Source organism: Xanthomarina maritima (assembly GCF_008084905.1).
Taxonomy (GTDB): Bacteria; Bacteroidota; Bacteroidia; order Flavobacteriales; family Flavobacteriaceae; genus Xanthomarina; species Xanthomarina maritima.
In genome coordinates this window covers 1-21,031 of record NZ_VSFC01000009.1, presented here as the reverse complement: position 1 = coordinate 21,031, position 21,031 = coordinate 1, and the positions used below count along the sequence as shown (strand labels likewise).

The 21,031-nt window shown below is 32.6% G+C and carries 18 protein-coding genes; 13 read left to right on the top strand and 5 right to left on the bottom strand.

Translation table 11 applies throughout. The features are described 5' to 3' along the window. Positions 1-58 precede the first annotated feature (58 nt). The 4 genes from tilS (at position 59) to FVF61_RS01345 (ending at position 6,054) form a co-directional block, all read left to right on the top strand. Positions 59-1,384: a tRNA lysidine(34) synthetase TilS gene (gene tilS / locus FVF61_RS01360; RefSeq protein WP_148452478.1), complete on the top strand. Its 1,326-nt coding sequence runs from the start codon at positions 59-61 to the stop codon at positions 1,382-1,384. Next, positions 1,374-3,365, top strand: a complete 1,992-nt coding sequence (locus FVF61_RS01355) for a protein-disulfide reductase DsbD family protein (RefSeq protein ID WP_148452475.1) — start codon at positions 1,374-1,376, stop codon at positions 3,363-3,365. The genes tilS and FVF61_RS01355 overlap by 11 nt, the downstream gene beginning before the upstream one ends. A gap of 103 nt (positions 3,366-3,468) precedes the next feature. Then, positions 3,469-5,088, top strand: a complete 1,620-nt coding sequence (gene ade / locus FVF61_RS01350; protein ID WP_148452473.1) for an adenine deaminase — start codon at positions 3,469-3,471, stop codon at positions 5,086-5,088. Between the two features lie 3 nt (positions 5,089-5,091). Further along, complete coding sequence (locus FVF61_RS01345) at positions 5,092-6,054, top strand: YheT family hydrolase (protein WP_148452472.1); 963 nt, start codon at positions 5,092-5,094, stop codon at positions 6,052-6,054. A gap of 6 nt (positions 6,055-6,060) precedes the next feature. Here FVF61_RS01345 and FVF61_RS01340 read toward each other — a convergent pair whose 3' ends face one another. Further along, complete coding sequence (locus FVF61_RS01340; protein WP_148452470.1) at positions 6,061-7,038, bottom strand: NAD(P)H-dependent flavin oxidoreductase; 978 nt, start codon at positions 7,036-7,038, stop codon at positions 6,061-6,063. Between the two features lie 142 nt (positions 7,039-7,180). On the opposite strand from FVF61_RS01340, the gene FVF61_RS01335 reads away from it, so the two are divergent. The 6 genes from FVF61_RS01335 (at position 7,181) to FVF61_RS01310 (ending at position 12,480) form a co-directional block, all read left to right on the top strand. Then, entirely contained in the window at positions 7,181-8,719 is a 1,539-nt protein-coding gene (locus FVF61_RS01335) for a YifB family Mg chelatase-like AAA ATPase (protein ID WP_148452468.1), read from the top strand. 47 nt (positions 8,720-8,766) lie between these two features. Further along, positions 8,767-9,270, top strand: a complete 504-nt coding sequence (locus FVF61_RS01330) for a hypothetical protein (protein WP_148452466.1) — start codon at positions 8,767-8,769, stop codon at positions 9,268-9,270. A gap of 7 nt (positions 9,271-9,277) precedes the next feature. Further along, complete coding sequence (locus FVF61_RS01325; protein ID WP_148452464.1) at positions 9,278-9,997, top strand: hypothetical protein; 720 nt, start codon at positions 9,278-9,280, stop codon at positions 9,995-9,997. Positions 9,998-10,166: 169 nt separating this feature from the next. Then, positions 10,167-10,874: a hypothetical protein gene (locus FVF61_RS01320; protein ID WP_148452462.1), complete on the top strand. Its 708-nt coding sequence runs from the start codon at positions 10,167-10,169 to the stop codon at positions 10,872-10,874. Between the two features lie 72 nt (positions 10,875-10,946). After that, positions 10,947-11,660: a hypothetical protein gene (locus FVF61_RS01315; RefSeq protein ID WP_148452460.1), complete on the top strand. Its 714-nt coding sequence runs from the start codon at positions 10,947-10,949 to the stop codon at positions 11,658-11,660. Further along, positions 11,644-12,480: a sensor histidine kinase gene (locus FVF61_RS01310; protein ID WP_148452458.1), complete on the top strand. Its 837-nt coding sequence runs from the start codon at positions 11,644-11,646 to the stop codon at positions 12,478-12,480. The genes FVF61_RS01315 and FVF61_RS01310 overlap by 17 nt, the downstream gene beginning before the upstream one ends. Here the strand turns inward: FVF61_RS01310 and FVF61_RS01305 are convergent. Both FVF61_RS01305 and panB read right to left on the bottom strand, forming a co-directional pair. Next, entirely contained in the window at positions 12,477-13,184 is a 708-nt protein-coding gene (locus FVF61_RS01305) for an RluA family pseudouridine synthase (protein WP_148452456.1), read from the bottom strand. The two genes, FVF61_RS01310 and FVF61_RS01305, sit on opposite strands and share 4 nt — an antisense overlap. Positions 13,185-13,201: 17 nt before the next feature. Next, positions 13,202-14,020, bottom strand: coding sequence for a 3-methyl-2-oxobutanoate hydroxymethyltransferase (gene panB / locus FVF61_RS01300; protein WP_148452454.1), 819 nt, complete (start codon positions 14,018-14,020; stop codon positions 13,202-13,204). A 121-nt stretch (positions 14,021-14,141) separates the two neighbouring features. Here panB and FVF61_RS01295 point away from each other — a divergent pair, with 121 nt between their 5' ends. Next, positions 14,142-14,597 (top strand): nuclear transport factor 2 family protein, encoded by a 456-nt coding sequence (locus FVF61_RS01295; RefSeq protein WP_148452452.1) that lies wholly within the window; start codon positions 14,142-14,144, stop codon positions 14,595-14,597. Positions 14,598-14,687: 90 nt separating this feature from the next. On the opposite strand, the gene FVF61_RS01290 is transcribed toward FVF61_RS01295, so the two are convergent. Together FVF61_RS01290 and FVF61_RS01285 are read right to left on the bottom strand one after the other, a co-directional pair. Beyond that, positions 14,688-16,112, bottom strand: coding sequence for an L-serine ammonia-lyase (locus FVF61_RS01290; RefSeq protein WP_148452450.1), 1,425 nt, complete (start codon positions 16,110-16,112; stop codon positions 14,688-14,690). 75 nt (positions 16,113-16,187) lie between these two features. Continuing rightward, positions 16,188-16,676: a hypothetical protein gene (locus tag FVF61_RS01285; protein ID WP_148452448.1), complete on the bottom strand. Its 489-nt coding sequence runs from the start codon at positions 16,674-16,676 to the stop codon at positions 16,188-16,190. Positions 16,677-16,868: 192 nt separating this feature from the next. Between FVF61_RS01285 and dnaK the strand changes: the two genes are divergently transcribed. After that, a complete protein-coding gene (gene dnaK / locus FVF61_RS01280; RefSeq protein WP_148452446.1) occupies positions 16,869-18,773 on the top strand; it encodes a molecular chaperone DnaK in 1,905 nt (634 codons plus the stop codon). A gap of 428 nt (positions 18,774-19,201) precedes the next feature. Continuing rightward, positions 19,202-21,031: hypothetical protein (locus FVF61_RS01275; protein WP_148452444.1), on the top strand; the 1,830-nt coding region annotated here is incomplete at its 3' end.

The window sequence follows — 21,031 nt, the reverse complement described above, 5'->3', positions numbered from 1 at the left end:
AAGTTTCAAGGTGTTATATTTGAAAGTTATTTTATATCATTCGTGAAATAATGGCAAGATGTTTAAAAAATTCCAAGAACATATCAATAATAATTTAAGTTTTCTAAAGGAAGGTAAGCTCTTGGTTGCTGTATCTGGAGGATTAGACAGTGTCTTATTAACACATCTATGTCATGATTTAAAATTAAACATCAGTCTAGCACATTGTAATTTTAATTTAAGAGGAAATGAAAGTGATGCAGATGAAGAGTTTGTCTTGCAATTAGCAGAAGATTTAGAGTTAGAGGTATTTATTGAAAATTTCGATACAGATTATTTCTCGAGAATCAATAGCATATCAACACAAATGGCTGCTCGAGAATTACGATACAATTGGTTTTCTGAATTAGCAGAACAACTACATTTCGACTATATTTTAACAGCACATCATGCAAACGACAATCTGGAAACATTTTTAATTAATTTGTCTAGAGGAACAGGTTTGGATGGTTTAACAGGTATTCCAGAAATAAATGGAAATATTATTAGACCATTCTTGAATTTCTCTAGAGAAGAATTAGAAAACTATGCCAAAGAAAACAAAATTGAATGGCGTGAAGACAGTAGTAATGCTTCAACTAAATATTTAAGAAATAAATTAAGACATGAAGTTATTCCCATTTTAAAAGAATTAAATCCACAGATACTTCAAAATTATAAGTTGACACAATCTCATTTACAAGACTCAAAAAACATTATTAAAGATAGAATTGAAGAGGTTTTAGAAAAAGTAGTTACTAAAATTTCTGAAAACGAAATTCATTTTAGTATTGGCAAAATTATAAACTTATCTAACCCAAAAGCTTACTTATTTGAAATCCTAAAAGAGTATCAATTTACCGAATGGCAAGATGTAGAAGATTTACTCGAAGCACAAACAGGAAAGCAAGTTTTTTCTAACACATATCGATTGTTAAAAAATAGAGATGTTTTAATTCTTACTGAAATCCATAAAAAACTAGCAGAAATTGAAGAGGTTTCATTTTCCGAAAATGATACTCAAGTAGAAATTCCTTTAGGAACACTAACTATAACAGAAACTCAAAATTTCAAAGAACATAACAACTTAACGATATATGTAGATAAAGATTTGTTAAAATATCCTTTAACAGTAAGGAAATGGGAAAAAGGAGACTATTTTTACCCTTTTGGAATGGAAAGTAAAAAGAAACTGAGTAAGTTTTTTAAAGACGAAAAACTTTCTATGTTAGAAAAAGAGAATGTTTGGTTGCTTTGTTCCAATAACGATGTGGTTTGGATACTGAATCACAGAGCAGACAACCGATTTAAAATTACAGAAAAGACAAAAAACATATTAAAAATATCCCTAAAGAATGAAACATAAATTAACCCTTTTTATTACGCTTTTTTTTACTGCTTTTTTAATGCAAGCTCAGGTTTTAAATCCTGTAACATGGACTGGAGAAGTTGAAAAATTATCAGATACTGAATACAATTTAATATTTCTAGCAGATATTGAGGATCATTGGCATTTATATTCACAAGAGATGACAGAAGGAGGCGCTTTACCTACAGAATTTATTTATGATTCTTTAAGTCAAGTTAATAACTATAAGTTGATTGGAAAAACTCTTGAAAGCCCTTACATCACAGCTTATGACAAGGTGTTTGAAATGGATTTAAACTATTTTGATGAAGAAGCTACTTTTACCCAAAAAATTGAAGTTTTAAATCCTAATTTAAAAATTATAGAAGTGGAAGCATCCTTTCAAGCCTGTGATGATGCACGTTGTATTTACCAAAGTAAGATGGTGACTTTCGACTTGACCAAAGCAACTACAGCATCTGAAGACCCATCGAATTATGTTGAAGACGAATCAAAAACTGTAATAAAAAAGGGTATAGATTCAGTTAAAACTGATAATAGCAAAGGGTTAACATCTATATTTTTTACAGCTTTCTTTTTAGGATTCTTAGTATTGTTAACGCCTTGTGTGTTCCCAATGATTCCAATGACAGTAAGTTACTTTACTAAACAAAGTAAAACTAGAGCTTCAGGAATTAAAAACGCTTTGTTATATGGGTTTTTCATTATAGTAATATATACACTATTAGGCACAGCTATTTCAGCCCTTTTTGGAAGTAATGCTATGTATGAATTCTCAACAGGTGTTACTTTTAATGCGATTATGTTTATTGCCTTAATTGTATTTGCTTTTTCATTTTTGGGAGCATTCGAAATTATGTTACCAAATTCTTGGGTAAATAAAGTAGATAGTGGTGCAAATAGAGGAGGTGTAGTTGGTATTTTCTTTATGGCATTGGCTTTGGCTGTTGTGTCATTTTCATGTACGTTTCCTATTGCAGGAACTGCTTTATTAGATGCTGCCACTAAAGGAGGTATAGCTCCAATAGTTAGCATGTTGGGTTTTTCATCTGCCATTGCATTACCTTTTGGGTTGTTTGCTTTTTTCCCTAGTTGGTTAAATTCTTTACCAAAATCTGGAGGATGGTTAAATACAGTCAAAGTAGTTTTAGGTTTCTTAGAGTTAGCCTTTGCTTTCAAATTCTTATCGATGATCGATTTGGTTTTAGAATGGCATTTCTTAGAAAGAGAAGTCTTTTTAGCGATTTGGATAGCTATTTTTGGAACTCTAGGATTGTATTTATTAGGGAAAATTAAATTACCACACGATTCACCTTTGGAGCATATTTCTGTTGGAAGATTGAGTATGGCCATATTAGCTTTATCATTCACTTTGTATATGGTTCCTGGTCTTTGGGGAGCACCTTTAAAATTAATAAGTGGTTTTCCACCTCCAATGAGCACGAATAGCGAATCGCCTTATGGTGTTGGTTTTATGAAAAAACAAGTCTCTGCTTCTGGAGAATTTGTGGCTAAAGAATTACCTAAAGATGCTCATTTTGGACCTAACGATTTAATTGCTTTCCATGATTATGATAAAGGAATGGCTTACGCCAAAAAAGTGAACAAACCAGTGATGTTAGATTTTACAGGTTTAACTTGTGTTAATTGCCGAAAAATGGAAGAACAAGTTTGGGTAGAAGATGAAATATATGCTTTATTAGATAATGATATTGTGCTTATTTCACTGTATGTGGACGATAGGACCAAACTACCTGAAGCAGAACAATTCGAGTCTGAACTTACTGGAAACAAGGTTAGGACTTATGGCCATAAATGGTTGGAATTTCAGCAAACTAGGTATAATACCAATGCGCAACCCTTATATGTGATTCAAAATTTAGAAGGTGAAGATATCAGTCCAGCTGTAGGCTATACTCCTGATGTGGAAGAATATTATGAGTGGTTGAAGAAAGGCATAGATAATTTTAAGAAATAAAATCAATTTGTAAAATAGAAAGTGAGACTTGTTCTCACTTTTTTTAATTGTCATGCTGAGCTTGTCGAAGCATCTGATACTCAAAAAGGATTAAATTATAAGTATGAAACTTCAGGGAAACATCGTAGATATAGAAAATCAACGCATTTTTAAAGGTGAAATTACTATTAAAGATGGGAAGATTTTCAGTATTGAAGAGAAACCGAATGATGTCAATCATTACATCCTTCCAGGATTTGTAGATGCACACATCCATATTGAAAGTTCCATGTTGGTTCCAAGTGAATTTGCCAGAATTGCCGTAACACATGGAACGGTTGCAACGGTTTCAGATCCTCATGAAATAGCAAATGTGCTTGGTGTTGAAGGCGTGGAGTTTATGATTAACAATGGAAAAGACACTCCTTTTAAATTCAATTTTGGAGCACCTTCTTGTGTGCCAGCAACTAATTTTGAATCTGCTGGAGCTGTGATTGATTCCGAAGGCATTAAAACCTTAATGGCTAATCCTGACATTAAATATTTAGCCGAAATGATGAATTATCCTGGCGTTTTATTTGATGATGAGGAAGTCCTTAAAAAAATAGCTTGGGCAAAACACAATAACAAACCAATTGATGGACATGCTCCAGGATTACGAGGCGACGATGTGACTAAATACATTCAAGCTGGAATAAGTACAGATCACGAATGTTTTACTTTTGAAGAAGGTTTAGAGAAACTTCAAAAAGGGATGAAAGTTCTTATTCGTGAAGGATCTGCAGCGAAAAACTTCGAAGCATTAATCGATTTACTGCCTGAACATTTTGAAAACATGATGTTTTGTAGCGATGATAAGCATCCAGACGATTTATTGTTACATCATATAAACAATCTATGTGCAAGAGCTGTCACGAAAGGCATGGACGTTTTTAAGGTCTTGCAAGCAGCTTGTATCAATCCTGTAAAACACTATAATTTAGATGTTGGCTTATTGAAAGTTGGAGATTTTGCAGATTGTATTGTAGTTGAAGATTTAAAAGATTTTAAAACTCTTCAAACATATATTAATGGAAGATTGGTTTTCGATCAAGGGGTTTCAAAAATACATTCTGTTCCTTTTGAAATTTTAAACAACTTTCATACAAATAAAAAAGACCTTTTAGACTTTAGGTTTGAATCTACAGCCAAAGAAATTAGAGTGATTGAAGCCTTGGAAGGTCAGTTAGTTACCAACGAACTGATTGAAGAAAGCATGTTGCAAGATGGAAATTTAGTTTCAAATGTTGAAAAGGACATTTTAAAAATGACTGTTGTAAACAGATATCAAAATCAGAAACCTGCTATTGCCTTTATAAAGAATTTCGGACTTAAAGAAGGCGCTATTGCTTCTTCTGTTGGACATGATTCGCATAACATCATAGCAGTAGGAGTAAGCGATGAAGCTATTTGTAAAGCTGTTAATTTACTTATTGAAAACACAGGTGGTATTTGTGCAGTTTCAGATACAATGGAAAAAGTGGTGGCATTGCCAGTTGCAGGAATTATGAGCGATCAGGATGCAAAAACAATTGGAAAACAATATGCTGAACTTGATAAAATGGCAAAACAATTAGGAAGCACACTACATGCACCTTATATGACTTTGAGTTTTATGGCTTTGTTGGTGATTCCGTCATTAAAATTGAGCGATAAAGGGCTATTTGATGGAAATACGTTTCAGTTTACTAACATTGAAGTTTAGAAAATGCCTATAATAGAATCAGCCTACAAAGCACCATATTTTTTTAGAAAAGGTTTTGTATCAACCGTTTATTCAGGATTATTTAGAAAAGTAAATGGTCTGATTCAAAAAAGAGAACGGATTACCTTGTCTGATGGCGATTTTCTGGATTTAGATTGGAGTTATTCCGAAGGAAAAACAGAAAGACTCATCATTATTCTTCATGGCTTGGAAGGGAATGCACAAAGGCATTACATCACTGGAACTGCCAAGATTTTTAATCAGAATCATATCGATGCAGTTTCGGTTAATTTTCGTGGTTGTAGTGGCGAAGACAACTTGTCTTATCGTTCGTATCATTCAGGAGATACTGGAGATTTAGAACAGGTTATTCAACATATATTAAACACAACCGAGTACTCCGAAATTTATATTAAAGGTTTTAGTTTAGGTGGTAATGTCGCTTTAAAATATTTGGGTGAAAACCAAAATATTCCTGAGCAAATTAAAGCAGGAATTGCTGTTTCTGTACCTTGTTTTTTAGCTGGTTCAGCTAAAGAATTACACACTTTAAAGAATAAACCGTTTCACGATAAATTCAAATATAATTTAAAAGAGAAATTAATTATTAAAAAATCGCAACATACTGATAAATTGAATGATACAGATATTACTTCAATTAAAACTTTATACGATTTTGATAATCTTTATACCTCTAAGGCACATGGATTTAAGGATGCTCAAGACTATTACAAACAGAGTAGTAGCTTACAATTTCTTCCAAACATCCATATTCCAACATTGCTTATTAATGCGCTTAACGATTCGTTTTTGTCAGCAGAATGTTATCCAGTAAAAGAAGCTAAAAACAATCCAAATCTATTTTTAGAAATGCCAAAACATGGAGGTCATGTTGGATTTTTTCAATTTGGTGGTTTTTATTATAATGAAAAACGTGCTTTGGAGTTTGTTGAGCAAAAACGATAAATAATTTTACTTATAAATCTCTAGATACTTAACTTGCTCTTCAATAGCCAATTTAAAGTCTTTTTTAAGTTCTGAAACTAATTCTGCTACACTAGGTGCATTATGAATATTAGTAACACCTTGTCCAGCAGACCAAATGGTTGCCCAAGCTTTAGCATCATCTTTATGTACAGTTAATTCTTCACCAAAATCGACTTTCTTTTTTCGTTTAAGCATCTCTTCGGTGATTCCCATAGCTTCTATACTAGGACCTAGAAAGTTTGCTGCAACACCAGAAATAGCTGCTGTATAAATTATATCGTCTGCTCCAGCTTCAATAATCATATCTCTGTATTCTTTTGGAGCTTTGCTTTCTTCAGTATTTATAAAACGGGTTCCCATATAAGCTAAATCGGCTCCCATTTGTAAGATAGAAGCAATATCTCGACCTGTACTAATAGTTCCAGCAAGTAGGATGGTTTTCTTGAAAAAGCTTTTAATTTCGGCTACCAAAGGCATCGGATTAATGGTTCCAGCATGTCCACCAGCTCCTGCAGAAACTAATATTAATCCATCTACTCCAGCTTCAGCAGCTTTTTCTGCATGACGTTTTTTTATAATATCATGAAACACCAATCCACCATAAGAATGAACAGCATCTACCAATTCTGAAACTGCTCCCAAAGACGTAATAATTAAAGGTACTTTATGTTTTATACAAAGCTCTAAATCTGCTTGTAAACGTGGATTTGTATTGTGTACAATGAGATTGACACCATAAGGTGCAGCTTTTTTGCCAGTTTCTTTTTCAAACGTAGCAAGAGCTGTTTTAATTTCTATCAACCAAGCTTCAAAGCCTTCACTTGTACGTTGGTTTAAAGCAGGAAAGGTTCCTACAATACCATTTTTACAGCATTCAATAACTAATTGTGGTCCAGAAATTAAAAACATTGGGGCAGCAACAGCTGGTAATGTTAAATCTTTTATAAACGATGGTTTACTCATTATTTTGTAGCTTTAATTACAAATATACCAATCTAATTCTTTGCATTAAATAAATTGATTCAGAATTATGAATAAGCTATTTGGGTTGTTTTAGTTCTTTAATAATAAATGTTTTTTCTTACATTTAAGCAAACAATTGAATATGCTTAAAAAAGTCTTTGGAAGTGCTGTGTTTGGAGTAGAGGCGACTACCATTACCGTGGAAGTAAATGTGGACATAGGTATAGGATATCATTTGGTTGGTTTGCCAGACAATGCAATTAAAGAAAGTAATTTTAGAATAGCAGCAGCTTTACAAAATAATGGTTTTAAAATCCCAGGTAAAAAGATTATTATTAACATGTCTCCAGCCGATTTACGCAAAGAAGGCTCTGCATACGATTTAACCTTAGCCATCGGAATTCTTGCAGCAACCAATCAAATTCAAGCCGAAGATTTAGAAGATTTTCTAATTATGGGAGAGTTATCCCTAGACGGTTCTTTACAGCCTATCAAAGGCGCTTTGCCTATTGCCATCAAAGCGAAAGAAGAAGGATTTAAGGGTTTTATACTACCAATTCAAAACACGAAAGAAGCTGCCATCGTTTCTGGATTAAACGTCTATGGTGTTGAAAATATAGAACAGGTTATCAATTATTTTGATAAAGGTGAAGCATTAGAGCAAACCATTATTAATGTAGAAGAAGAATTTAATAAAAGTCTCAATTTCCCAGAATTCGATTTTTCCGATGTGAAGGGCCAGGAATCCATCAAGCGTTGTATGGAAATCGCGGCAGCTGGAGGACATAACATTATTTTAATTGGCCCTCCAGGCGCAGGAAAAACCATGCTTGCTAAACGATTACCCAGTATTTTACCACCAATGACTTTACATGAAGCTTTAGAAACCACTAAAATTCATTCTGTTGTTGGAAGGGTCAAGGAGAACACAGGACTTATGGCACAACGTCCATTTAGAAGTCCTCATCATACCATTTCTAACGTCGCTTTAGTTGGAGGAGGCAGTTATCCACAACCAGGAGAAATTTCTTTGTCGCATAATGGTGTATTATTTTTAGATGAATTACCAGAATTTAAGCGCGAAGTTCTGGAAGTGATGCGACAGCCTTTGGAAGACAGAGAAGTAACCATTTCCAGAGCGAAGTTTACGGTAACCTATCCTTCGTCGTTTATGTTGGTTGCTAGTATGAACCCGAGTCCGAGTGGTTATTTTAACGATCCAGATTCACCAGTAACATCCTCTCCAGCCGAAATGCAACGCTATTTAAGTAAGATTTCAGGACCTTTATTGGACAGAATCGATATTCATATAGAAGTCACTCCTGTGCCTTTCGAAAAACTGTCAGATACTAGAAAAGGAGAATCTTCCATTGACATTAGAAAACGAGTAACTGCAGCCAGAGTCCTTCAAACCAAACGTTTTGAAGATTCTAATACAGTACATTATAATGCGCAAATGAATACCAAACAAATTAGGAAATACTGTTTGCTAGATGATACATCTATGCAATTACTTAAAACAGCTATGGAACGATTAAATCTTTCAGCTAGAGCTTACGACAGAATATTAAAAGTTTCACGTACAATTGCCGATTTAGAAGGAAGCGAAGACATAAATGGCTCGCATATTAGTGAAGCTATCCAATACAGAAGTTTAGACAGAGAAGGTTGGCTAGGCTAATTTTTTTGTTAACTTTAAAAACATTAATTAACCAATCTATTATAATTATGAAAAAATTTAGTTTACTTATTTTAGGAATTCTTATTGGCGCTTTTGCTACCTATTATTTTTGCCCAAGTTGTAGTGTTGAAGAAACTGAAGTTGCCATTGTAGCACCCAAAGGACTTATTACACCAAAGGAAGCCAAAACTTTGGATGAAGCCTTTAATAGCAGGCATACTTTAATTAGCGATTCTATAGTAAAACGTCCAGACAACCGGTCTTCTTGGTGGTCCTTAAAAGACTTGCGCGATTATTTAAATTATGCTGAAAATGAATCTAAAGATTTAGGTTACACTATGGATGGTGTTCGTGTGTATCTAGGAGCTCATGCAACAACTAAAGAAGTTGGTTACACAACTATGTTTATAGTGCCAACTGGCGTTGAAAACATCTCTCAAGGAAACAGCACCTTATTTAATATGTTGCCACCAGATAGTGGAGATATTCCTGGAGGAGGTCTAAATGCAGGAAATCCAGGAAACCCTCCACCAGCTAATTATCCTCAATAGTTAATTCATGTTTGATTTATTATATAGGTATAGTGAACAATTAAATGACCTAATTTTAATTGTATGTGCTGTTATTGGGATTGTATATTATAAAAAATATAAAAATTATAATAGCAAAATATTTATATACTATTTAATTTATGTGGTATTCGTTGATTTTATTGGAAGTTATCCATATTATGTTATTGAATACGAACAACTTCATGGTCTACGAGATTATTTAAAAGAAACTTATTTTAGCAGAAATTTTTGGTGGTTTACTACTTTTTGGAATATAGGAAGTGTCTTATTTATGTCTTACTATTATTATGTAATTTTAAAAACTAGAAGTTTTAAAAAAATTGTAAAGTATGTCTGTTTCATATTTTTGTTTTGTTCTGTTATTTATATTAGTCAAAATTTAAACTCATTCTTTAATTCACAATTAAAATTTGTCAATATTTTTGGTGCATTAGTCATTTTGAATTGTATTTGCTTATACTTTATTGAAATTCTCAATAGTGACAAAATATTAGTCTTTTATAAATCGTTAAATTCTATAATAAGTATTACTTTGTTTTTATGGTGGTTAATTATAACCTCTCTTTTATTTTATGAAGTATATTTTTCTGCATTAGATATAGGCTATTTAAATTTAAGAAGTAATGTGTATTTATTTTCAAACTTATTTATGTACTTAACATTTTCATTTGCTTTAATTTGGTGTGATCCAAAACAAGAAATCTAAATTTTAACTTAAAAGAGGTCTATGAGAATTTTTAATTATGCTGAAAACGAATCTAAAGAGCTAGGGTATACTATGGATGGTGTATATGAATATTTAGTTGCTTATTCAAAATACAGAAAAATAGCTTTTTAGTATTTATAGATATCATTATACATAACCCGATTACATAGTGAAAGAATTTTTATATGATTATTATACATTTTTAACGAAGAGCATAGAAATATTAGCTTTTGTTGTAGGTCTTATAGTCTATAATAAATATAAAAACACTCCAGTCAAATATTTTATTTGGTTTTTAGGTTGGATAGTCTTTGTCGAAACCATCGGTAATTATCCACGTCATTTAAAGGATTATGACTTAGAGTATTTAATAGAAGGAACTTTAATAGAACGCAACTATTGGTGGTTTACACTTTTTTGGACTTCTGCTGCAGCCTTTTTTTATTCTTGGTTTTTTAGTTTAAGATATAAGTCTCATATGTTTAAACAAATCATAAAAATTTGTCAATTTATTTATTTACTGTTTTTATTAATATCCATTTTTTATGACCCTCTCGCATTCTTTTCTTACAGGTCAGAATACTTAAGTATCTTAAGTGTTCTTGTGATACTATTGAGTTTAATTTTTTATTTTATTGAATTGATAAATTCTGAAAGGCTCACTAATATTTCAAGATCTATTTATTTTTACATTGCTGTAACCATTTTTATTTGGTGGCTTGTTACAACACCTTTAAGTTTTTTTGAAAAATATTTTACTGAAGCCGATTGGGATTTTATAATGATAAAATGGTACATTTATTTAATCTCGAATATTTTAATGTATAGCATATTTGCTTTTGCCTTAATATGGTGCAAACCTGAGCAAGACGTGTAAAATTTTGTATTTTAAACTCTTAAATACCTTTTTTAATCTTTATATTTATTTTTTAATAACAAGTTGTAATTAATGAAAGACACCCTACTTCAAAATTATATGTTTATCAATATAGCTGTTATATTTATTGCAGCGTTTGTTGGTTTACTTGTATTTAAAAAGTACAAACAAACACCAGTTAAATACTTTATTTACTTCTTAATTTATGTGTTTGTTACTGAAGTGTTAGGTTCTTATGCCAGGATTTTAAATCAATTAGGTCTTTATTATTTAATAGAAAGCTCAGTTTTTAAATTCAATTTTTGGTGGCATACGTTAACTTGGTATTTAGGCTCAGCTATATTTTTTGCTTGGTATTATAGAAAGTTGCTTAAAAACAACTTTTTAAAAAGCATACTGCAATACGCTTTGTATTTGTTTCTTATTATTTCCATTGGAAATATTGTATTGAATTTTCAACAATTTTTTGAAGGCACCTTTAAAATGATTCGAATTGGAAACATGTCCATTATCATGTTAAGTGCTGTGTTTTATATTTATGAATTGCTTCATACTGAGAAAATTCTTGAGTTTTATACAGATTTTCATTTTTATATAAGTGGCATCCTTTTAATCTGGTTGTTAGTAACCATTCCTTTGGTACATTTTGTGTGTGGCAATGCAGCTACAGACCCAAACCAAGCCGAATTAAAATGGCTAATTATGCTATATGCTAATATATTTATGTACTTATCATTTGTTGTTGCCCTAATATTCTCAAAACCAAACAATGATTCACCTAATTAATATATTTTTACAAACACAACCTTCGGTTTCTACCTCTGCAGAACGCTATCTGTTAATTTATATGATAGTTGTCTTACTAATTGTAACTACCTTGGTTGTAATCTTCTTTATTGTTTTTCAAAAGCGAAAAAACAAACTCCTTTTAGATAAAATAAGACAACAACAAGCCTTTGACGAAGAGATAGCTCAAACTCAAACCGAAATTCAAGAAGAAACTTTAAAACATGTTGGTAGAGAATTGCACGACAACGTTGGTCAACTTTTAGCTTTTGCCAGTATGCAAATTAATATGTTAACAAGCCAAGTTCATGACGATTTAAAAGAAAAAGTTACAGACACTTCTAAAGTTATTAAAGAAAGTCTTCAAGAAGTAAGAGCACTTTCAAAATCATTAAATACAGATGTTATATTAAATGCTGGTTTTGAAGAATCTATTCAAAATGAATTAAATCGTTTAAAGCGCTTGAAACTCATGGAAGTGGAGCTAATTAGCGAAGGTGAAAAAGATGTATTTAAAAATAATAAGGACGCTATTATTTTATTTAGAATTATACAGGAATTTATGTCTAATTCAGTAAAATATTCTAAAGCGAAACATTTAAACATATCTTTAAATTATTCAGAAGAAATGCTTATTATTCAAGCTAAAGACGATGGAATAGGATTTGATATGGAAACCGTTAAAAATGGAGCTGGATTAATAAATATGAAAAGTAGAGCAGAACTGATAGAATCTAAGTTTAGTCTAACTTCAAAACCAAATGAAGGTGTCCAGCTTCAAATAGAATATCCTATCTTAAAAAGAGCTATTAATGATTAAAGGCAAGCATCCCAAACAGAATCGCTTGGTAAAGGAGCAGTTACATTAATATTTTCGTTAGAAACAGGATGCACAAACTGTAAATTTCTGGCATGTAAACTTATGCTTGCATCTTTATTACTTCTGTCGAAACCATATTTTAAATCACCTTTAATTGAACAACCTATACTTGCTAATTGCACACGTATTTGATGATGTCTTCCAGTTTCCAAAGTAACTTCAAGTAAGAAGTAATTATCTAATTTTTTAATAATCTGATAATGAAGAATGGCTTTTTTGCCATCTGGAATTTCATTTGGATAAGCCGTAGATTTATTGTTTTTCGGATTCTTTTTTAACCAATGAATTAATGTATCCTGTTTTTTTGATGGTTCTTGTTTCACTAAAGCCCAATAGGTTTTATTTGTTTTTTTATCTGCAAATAATTTATTAAGTCTAGGTAAAGCCTTGCTAGTTTTAGCAAACATAACTACTCCAGTTGTGGGTCTGTCTAGTCTATGAATAACACCAAGATACACATTTCCTGGTTTGTTGTATTTGTCTTTTATATAGTCTTTAACAACATCGCTTAAGGGTTTGTCGCCAGTTTTATCTCCTTGAACTATATCTCCAGCACGTTTGTTTACGATGATGATGTGGTTGTCTTCGTAAAGAACCTGAAGATTCTCTTTTGTTGAAAGTATTTTATTTGAATTTTTTGCCACGAATGCACGAATAATTATTAGTACTGCTCATCATCATTCGGAAAATCTTCTGTCTTCACATCGTCCACATATTGTGAAATGGAAGAAGTCATGTCTTCATATAAATTCATATATCTTCGTAAAAATCTCGGGTGAAATTCGTGAGTCATTCCAATCATATCGTGTAAAACCAATACTTGACCATCGACGCCATTTCCAGCTCCAATACCAATAATAGGAATGGATACACTTTTAGCAACTTCCTTGGCTAATTTAGCAGGTATTTTTTCTAATACTATAGCAAAACAACCAGCTTTTTCAAGCATAAGAGCATCTTGTTTTAATTGAATTGCTTCTTGTTCTTCTTTTGCACGAACCGTATAAGTCCCAAATTTATATATGGATTGAGGTGTTAATCCTAAATGTCCCATAACAGGAATTCCAGCATTCAAAATACGTTTAATAGATTCTTTTACTTCTTTTCCACCTTCAAGTTTCACTGCATGTCCACCAGATTCTTTCATTATTCTAATAGCAGAACGCAAAGCTTCTTTTGGATCGCTTTGGTAGCTACCAAATGGTAAATCGACGACTACTAAAGCTCTTTCAACAGCTCTTACAACAGAAGATGCATGGTAAATCATCTGATCTAATGTAATAGGTAAGGTTGTTTCATGTCCAGCCATAACATTACTTGCAGAATCTCCAACTAAAATCACATCAACACCTGAACCATCAACAATTTTGGCCATAGTATAATCGTATGCTGTAAGCATGGAGATTTTTTCACCATTAGCCTTCATATCAACTAAGGTTTTTACAGTAATTCTTTTATATTCTTTTTTTGCTACAGACATAGTTAAAGGTTAGTTTTTATAGATTGTAAAAGTACTAAATTAGAAATTTAATGTTAAACTTTTCTTTAAAGTCTTTATAATAACTAGTTGTTAAGTTAATTTAGTTGAAAATAAAATATAAATGGGACGCATTATTACTTTTTTAGTACTATTAATTACAACAACTATCACGGCTCAACATGATGAAGAAACTCAGGTTAAATTAGCAATAGATACTTTCTTTGAAGGCTTTCATAAAGGAGATACAACCCTTATGAAATCTGTTATGCTGGATAAATTTCCAACGCAAACAACATTTAAAAGTAAAGAAGGAAAAGATGTGTTAGCTACTGAAAGTTCAGATAAATTAATTTTAGCCATTGCGAATAGATCAGCAGACCAGAAATGGGATGAGCGTTTACTTGGCTATAATATTCAAATTGACGGCAATATGGCTAACGCTTGGACTCCTTACGAGTTTTGGTTTAATGGACAGTTTAGTCATTGTGGCGTCAATTCATTCCAGCTATTTAATGATAATGGAAACTGGAAAATCATTTACTTAATTGATACTAGAAGAAAAGAAGGTTGTCAATAGTAGATATTGAACCTTTCGATTACTAGAAGATTGGATTTATTGAAATAGCAAATCTAGCTTTCTAACAATACTAGTAATCCATAAACCATCTTAGCAATCTGACATATTTACACCAACTGCAAGACCACCTTCACTAGTTTCTTTGTATTTAGAATTCATGTCTTTAGCTGTTTCCCACATGGTAGCAACCACCTTGTCTAAAGGCACTTTCACATTTTTTGGGTCTGTATCTAAAGCTAATTCAGCAGCATTTATGGCTTTTATGGCTCCCATGGCATTACGTTCAATACATGGTATTTGTACCAAACCACCAATTGGATCGCAAGTTAAGCCTAGATGATGCTCCATAGCAATTTCTGCTGCAACTAAAACTTGTTCTGGAGTACCACCAAGTAATTCGCATAAAGCACCAGCTGCCATTGCCGAAGATACGCCAATTTCTGCTTGACAGCCTCCCATTGCAGCACTTATAGTTGCACCTTTTTTAAAGATACTACCAATTTCACCAGCTACCAATAAGAATTTTTTAATGTCTTCAAAATTGCCATCGTGGTTTTCAATGACTAAATAATACATTAAAACTGCAGGAATTACACCTGCACTACCATTGGTTGGAGCTGTAACAACACGTCCTAAAGAAGCATTTACTTCATTAACAGCAAGAGCAAAACAGCTAACCCATTTAATAATTTGTCTAAATTTTACTTCGGTGTTTCTTATGGAATAAATCCATTCTACAGGATTTTCGTATGTTGTTTCACCTCTTAAGTTCTGGTTCATATCGTAAGCACGACGTCTTACATTTAATCCTCCAGGAAGGTTGCCTTCAGTATGACAGCCAATATACATGCATTCTAACATGGTGTCCCAAATGCGTTTTATTTCAAAGTCAATTTCTTCTGGAGTACGTAGAGATTTTTCGTTTTCTAAAACAACTTCTGAAATTGATTTGTTTAAATCATGACAATAGGTTAAAAGTTCAGTTCCTAATTGTATTGGATAAGGAAATACGTTTTGAAAAATCTCTTTATTCTTCTTCGAATTTTTTCGTTCTTCTTTTACTACAAAACCTCCTCCAATAGAGTAGAATGTTGATTTTTGTTTCTTTCCATCAATTATTGCAGTAAATGTCATTCCATTTGAATGAAACGGAAGAAATTTTTTATTAAATACAATGTCAGCTTCAGGATAAAATGTTATAGGAATTTCATTATTAAAAACTAAAACATGCGTTTCTTTTATTTCAGAAATTATAGTTGGAATAGTTTCGGTAGGAATGGATTCAGGGTCAAAACCACACAAGCCAAGCATGACTGCATAATCTGTGGCATGACCTTTACCAGTTAAGGATAAAGATCCATATAAGTCCACACTTATATGTTCTACTTTATCGAATTTATTTCCGGTTTTCAATTCTTTTATCCAACGTTCAGCTGCACGCCAAGGTCCTAATGTATGAGAACTTGAAGGTCCAACGCCTATCTTTAACATGTCAAAAACAGAAATACACTCCATGTGTCAAAAGTTTAGTTTTGACACAAAGATACATTTTAGTCTTTATGAAATTGAAGAAAATTGAGATAAAAGGAATTAACGTTTTTCAAAAGAATTTATGTTATAAGCTTCCATAACTGAATTCAAATCATTGAAATTTTGTTTACCAACATTATCAGCAGGAACTATAACAACTCTAAAAATTTGGTTTTGAGTCCAAGAAGGATCTAGTGTGTTGAAATTTACGGTTCCATCTAAAAAGAATCGTACATCATTTCGTGTAAAATCAAAATTATAGATTAGCGTGCTGTCTTCAAAAAGTACAGTTTGAGGCACCAATCTCCAAATGTCTTGACCGTTATCTATTTCCCAAAGAATATAAACAAGTGTCATATCATAGGGATAAATTTCAAAACCATAAGGTTCTATAAATTCATAATTATTTCCAGCTGTAAAATCTAATTCAATTTCAAAAGCAGGAGCCACAATTAATCCTCCATCATTACCAGGAGGTCCTTCTGGTCCTTCACAAGAAGTGAATATGATACATGAAAATGCCATTAATACAATAAAAATATTTTTCATAATTGATTTTTTTTTAGAATTTAAAAGTAGTAATTCTAAAGAACACTCTTTGTGTTTTTTGCCGAATATATATTCTTTATGACATCATGTCATATTTTTTGTCATGGCATAATCATTGACTTATATATTCCGAATTTAAAATTGAACACAACGTTTCCGTGAAGACGGAAATCTATAAAAACAAATATTATTATGAGTAAAATTATTGGAATCGATTTAGGAACAACCAACTCTTGTGTCTCTGTAATGGAAGGAAATGAGCCTGTAGTTATTCCTAATGCAGAAGGTAAGCGTACAACACCATCTGTTATCGCTTTTGTTGAAGGAGGCGAAATTAAGGTTGGTGATCCAGCAAAGCGTCAGGCAGTTACAAACCCAACAAAAACGGTTTATTCTATTAAACGTTTTATGGGTAATAAATATTCTGAGTCTAAAAAAGAGGCAGATCGCGTACCATATAAAGTAGTAAAAGGAGATAACGATACACCTCGTGTAGATATTGATGGTCGTTTATATACACCACAAGAATTATCTGCTATGATTCTTCAAAAAATGAAGAAAACTGCTGAAGATTATTTAGGTCAAACAGTTAGCGAAGCAGTTATTACTGTTCCTGCTTACTTTAACGACTCTCAACGTCAAGCAACAAAAGAAGCTGGTGAAATTGCAGGTTTAAAAGTTAGAAGAATTATTAACGAACCTACTGCTGCAGCCTTAGCTTACGGAATGGATAAAAAAGGAAAAGACCAAAAAATCGTGGTTTTTGACTTTGGTGGAGGAACACATGATGTGTCAATCTTAGAATTAGGAGATGGCGTTTTTGAAGTGTTAGCTACAGATGGAGATACACACTTAGGTGGTGATGATGTGGATCAAAAAATTATTGATTGGTTAGCAGATGAGTTTAAAGCTGAAGAAAGTATTGATTTACGTCAAGACCCAATGGCTTTACAACGTTTAAAAGAAGCTGCAGAAAAGGCGAAGATTGAATTATCATCTTCTGCTCAAACTGAAATCAATTTACCTTATGTTACTGCTACAGCTAGTGGACCGAAGCATTTAGTGCGCACATTAACAAAAGCTAAGTTCGAACAATTAATTGACGATTTAGTTAAACGTACCATTGAACCTTGTAGTGCTGCATTAAAAGCTGCTGGGTTATCTAAAAGCGATATTGATGAAGTTATTTTAGTAGGTGGTTCTACACGTATTCCTGCAGTACAAGAAGCTGTTGAAAAATTCTTCGGAAAAGCACCAAGTAAAGGTGTTAATCCAGATGAAGTAGTTTCTTTAGGAGCTGGAATTCAAGGTGGAGTTTTAACTGGAGATGTTAAAGATGTCTTATTATTAGACGTAACACCTTTATCTCTAGGTATTGAAACTATGGGTAATGTTATGACAAAGCTTATTGAAGCGAACACGACTATTCCAACAAAGAAAAGTCAAGTATTCTCTACAGCAGCAGATAATCAGCCATCTGTTGAAATCCACGTATTACAAGGAGAAAGAGCTATGGCAGCAGATAATAAAACCATTGGTCGTTTTCATTTAGATGGTATTCCACCAGCAAGAAGAGGAACTCCTCAAATTGAAGTAACTTTCGATATTGATGCTAACGGAATTATTCATGTAACAGCTACAGATAAAGCTACTAATAAAACACAAGATATTAGAATTGAAGCATCTTCTGGTTTAACTGAAGAAGAAATTCAAAAAATGAAAGCTGATGCTGAAGCAAATGCAGAAGCAGATAAAGTTGCAAAAGAAAAAGCAGATAAATTAAATGCTGCTGATGCTATGATTTTTCAAACTGAAAGTCAATTAAAAGAATTTGGTGAAAAATTATCTGATGATAAAAAGAAACCAATTGAAGAAGCACTAGCAGAATTAAAAACAGCTTTTGAGACTAAAGATCTTGCAGTTATCGATCCAGCTTTAGAGAAAATAAATGAAGCTTGGAAAGTAGCTAGCGAAGAAATGTATAAAGCACAGGCTGAAGCTCAACAAGGTGGAGCAGAAGCAGGACCAGATGCTAGTCAGAATGGACAGGCAGAAGGAAGTGATGTTGAAGACGTAGACTTCGAAGAAGTGAAATAAGCAGATATTTCTAATACATTTAAAAATATTAAAATAAAAAAAAGCGCAACTATTATAGTTGCGCTTTTTTATCATATCAACCATGAAATACCTATTTAAACGTTAAACAATTAAATTTTAATATATTTTATTCAATGCATTTAAATTTCAATTAAATTATTTGGAAAATAAAAAAAATATCTTACATTTACAATATTCTTTCACATATTAATAAATAGCAACTTGATTAATAGCAATCATTAGCTTTTTAATTTTAAGCCAGTGGTAACCCCACCTCTTAATTAACTTAACTTCTTGATTATGAACTGTTTAATTTAAACTTTTTAATCATGAATGCTATTTACTTTAACAAATTTTTAGAGGTCTTCCCTTTAAAAAACAAATTTTATTTTGCCTTACTGCTGTTTTTTACGTGTTGTTTTAACACGATGCAGTCGCAAACAATTATAACGGGTACAACTGTACATGCAGATTTTGGTTTGGATGGAGATGTCTTGCACGAACAATTATCTTTTTGGCCTTTTGATGCATCACCTTATATAGATCCTGCATTAGGGATTGATGACTGGATAAATTCAGCTCCAGACAATAATACTAATACAGGTGCAGGTGTCATTGATATTTTTTCATCTGAAGCTTTGTCTCAAATTTCAGGGATAAGTTCAGGACAAAACAATCCTGCCACTCTGCGCATGTCTGCTCCATTATATTCCACACCTGAAGGGGATGGAAGAATTTGGATTGATGCAGCTTATGTAAGAGACCAATATGTCTCAGGAAATAATATGGATGCTACTGTTTTTGAACAGAGTATAAATAAAAATTTTGATGATCCTCGCGCATGGACATTAAAAACAGGTGATGTACCAGCAAAGACTGATATAATTGATGTATTTGCACATTTACGTAGAGATTTTCCTATTAATTTTGAATGGGCTTATATAGCAGCATCTACTGCTGATGCTGATGGAAGTAATCATTTAGATTTTGAGTACTATAGAAAAAAACTTCAATTAAGCGATACTAAAATGATTGAGTATGTTGACCCTAATGATGGAGTTGATTGTGGTCATAGTACGTATAAATTTGGCGCAACTGGAAATGTTGAAGAACATGGAGATATATTATTATCTGTAGATTATAAGCAAGGTGGTAGAGAAGCAGAAATAACTTTATTAGTTTGGATTGATAAGAATGATTTTCCAACAGATGCAGATTTTGATAGTTTCAATTCATTACCAGATAGACCATTTAATTTCTATGATGATGGTAATGGCTATGTGTTTGCAGCATGTACAAATTCGATAGAAGGTGGAGAAACAAATTTTGGATATGCTAGAATTGCTTTAGTAGATGGAGCTCCTCAAGCTATTTTCTCTCAATTAAATAATACAGGGCCTACTGCAGCACCATCTTGGGGTACTATTAATTCTGGTGGAAATCAAGTTACACAATATCCTACAGATACTTTTGTAGAATTTGCAATAAACGCAACTTTATTAGGTTTTGATACTGAAAGTTCTGGTGAAGGTTGTGAAAGTGGTTTAGGCAGTGTGATTGTTAAATCAAGATCTTCAGCTTCTTTTACATCTTCATTAAAAGATATGGCTGGACCATTTAACTTAGGAGATAGACCTGAAGTAGTTGTTGCAGTAGATGATGCTTCTTATGCTTGTTTTGAAACATTTGCAACACTAACTGCAAACCCAGTTCCACCTTCAGCTCCACCAGGAGTATCTTATAACTATCAATGGTATGTTTGGAATGCTGGAACTGAAATGTGGGATGCTATACCTGGTGCGATTAATGCAACATATGATGCAGTAGCAGGCACCTATATGGTAGAAGCCACAATTATTAGAAATGGCGTACCTGGCTGTACAGCACCAAGTAATTCTGCTACTGTTACACAAGGAACAGCAGCTGATACATTAGTACCTTCATGCCCAAATAATGATTCTGTAAGTTGTACAGATGATATAGATGCTAGATTTAATTCTTGGAAAGATGCACTTGGTTTCTCTTACACAGGTGGTGGCGGCACTGTAACCGAAGCATATACATATTATATAGATAATGTTGAAGTAACTTTAGAAAACTTTGTCGCTCCAAGTGTATGTGGAGGTGGAGTCGCTAAAATTAAATATACAGTTAGCGATGAATGTGAGCAATCAGAATTTTGTGAAACAACCTTTACTGTTGCTACTGATGATGTCGATCCAGAGATTGTAGACGTTCCAGATTATCAATTAGCGAAC

What these genes read in the sequence shown, in the direction of transcription:
- FVF61_RS01315 (WP_148452460.1), top strand. Translation starts at nt 10,947, where the DNA reads ATGAAAGACACCCTACTTCAAAATTATATGTTTATCAATATAGCTGTT.
- FVF61_RS01290 (WP_148452450.1), bottom strand. Translation starts at nt 16,112, where the DNA reads ATGGAGTGTATTTCTGTTTTTGACATGTTAAAGATAGGCGTTGGACCT.
- FVF61_RS01325 (WP_148452464.1), top strand. Translation starts at nt 9,278, where the DNA reads ATGTTTGATTTATTATATAGGTATAGTGAACAATTAAATGACCTAATT.
- FVF61_RS01340 (WP_148452470.1), bottom strand. Translation starts at nt 7,038, where the DNA reads ATGAGTAAACCATCGTTTATAAAAGATTTAACATTACCAGCTGTTGCT.
- dnaK (WP_148452446.1), top strand. Translation starts at nt 16,869, where the DNA reads ATGAGTAAAATTATTGGAATCGATTTAGGAACAACCAACTCTTGTGTC.
- ade (WP_148452473.1), top strand. Translation starts at nt 3,469, where the DNA reads ATGAAACTTCAGGGAAACATCGTAGATATAGAAAATCAACGCATTTTT.
- FVF61_RS01295 (WP_148452452.1), top strand. Translation starts at nt 14,142, where the DNA reads ATGGGACGCATTATTACTTTTTTAGTACTATTAATTACAACAACTATC.
- FVF61_RS01310 (WP_148452458.1), top strand. Translation starts at nt 11,644, where the DNA reads ATGATTCACCTAATTAATATATTTTTACAAACACAACCTTCGGTTTCT.
- FVF61_RS01345 (WP_148452472.1), top strand. Translation starts at nt 5,092, where the DNA reads ATGCCTATAATAGAATCAGCCTACAAAGCACCATATTTTTTTAGAAAA.
- panB (WP_148452454.1), bottom strand. Translation starts at nt 14,020, where the DNA reads ATGTCTGTAGCAAAAAAAGAATATAAAAGAATTACTGTAAAAACCTTA.
- tilS (WP_148452478.1), top strand. Translation starts at nt 59, where the DNA reads ATGTTTAAAAAATTCCAAGAACATATCAATAATAATTTAAGTTTTCTA.
- FVF61_RS01355 (WP_148452475.1), top strand. Translation starts at nt 1,374, where the DNA reads ATGAAACATAAATTAACCCTTTTTATTACGCTTTTTTTTACTGCTTTT.
- FVF61_RS01285 (WP_148452448.1), bottom strand. Translation starts at nt 16,676, where the DNA reads ATGAAAAATATTTTTATTGTATTAATGGCATTTTCATGTATCATATTC.
- FVF61_RS01335 (WP_148452468.1), top strand. Translation starts at nt 7,181, where the DNA reads ATGCTTAAAAAAGTCTTTGGAAGTGCTGTGTTTGGAGTAGAGGCGACT.
- FVF61_RS01330 (WP_148452466.1), top strand. Translation starts at nt 8,767, where the DNA reads ATGAAAAAATTTAGTTTACTTATTTTAGGAATTCTTATTGGCGCTTTT.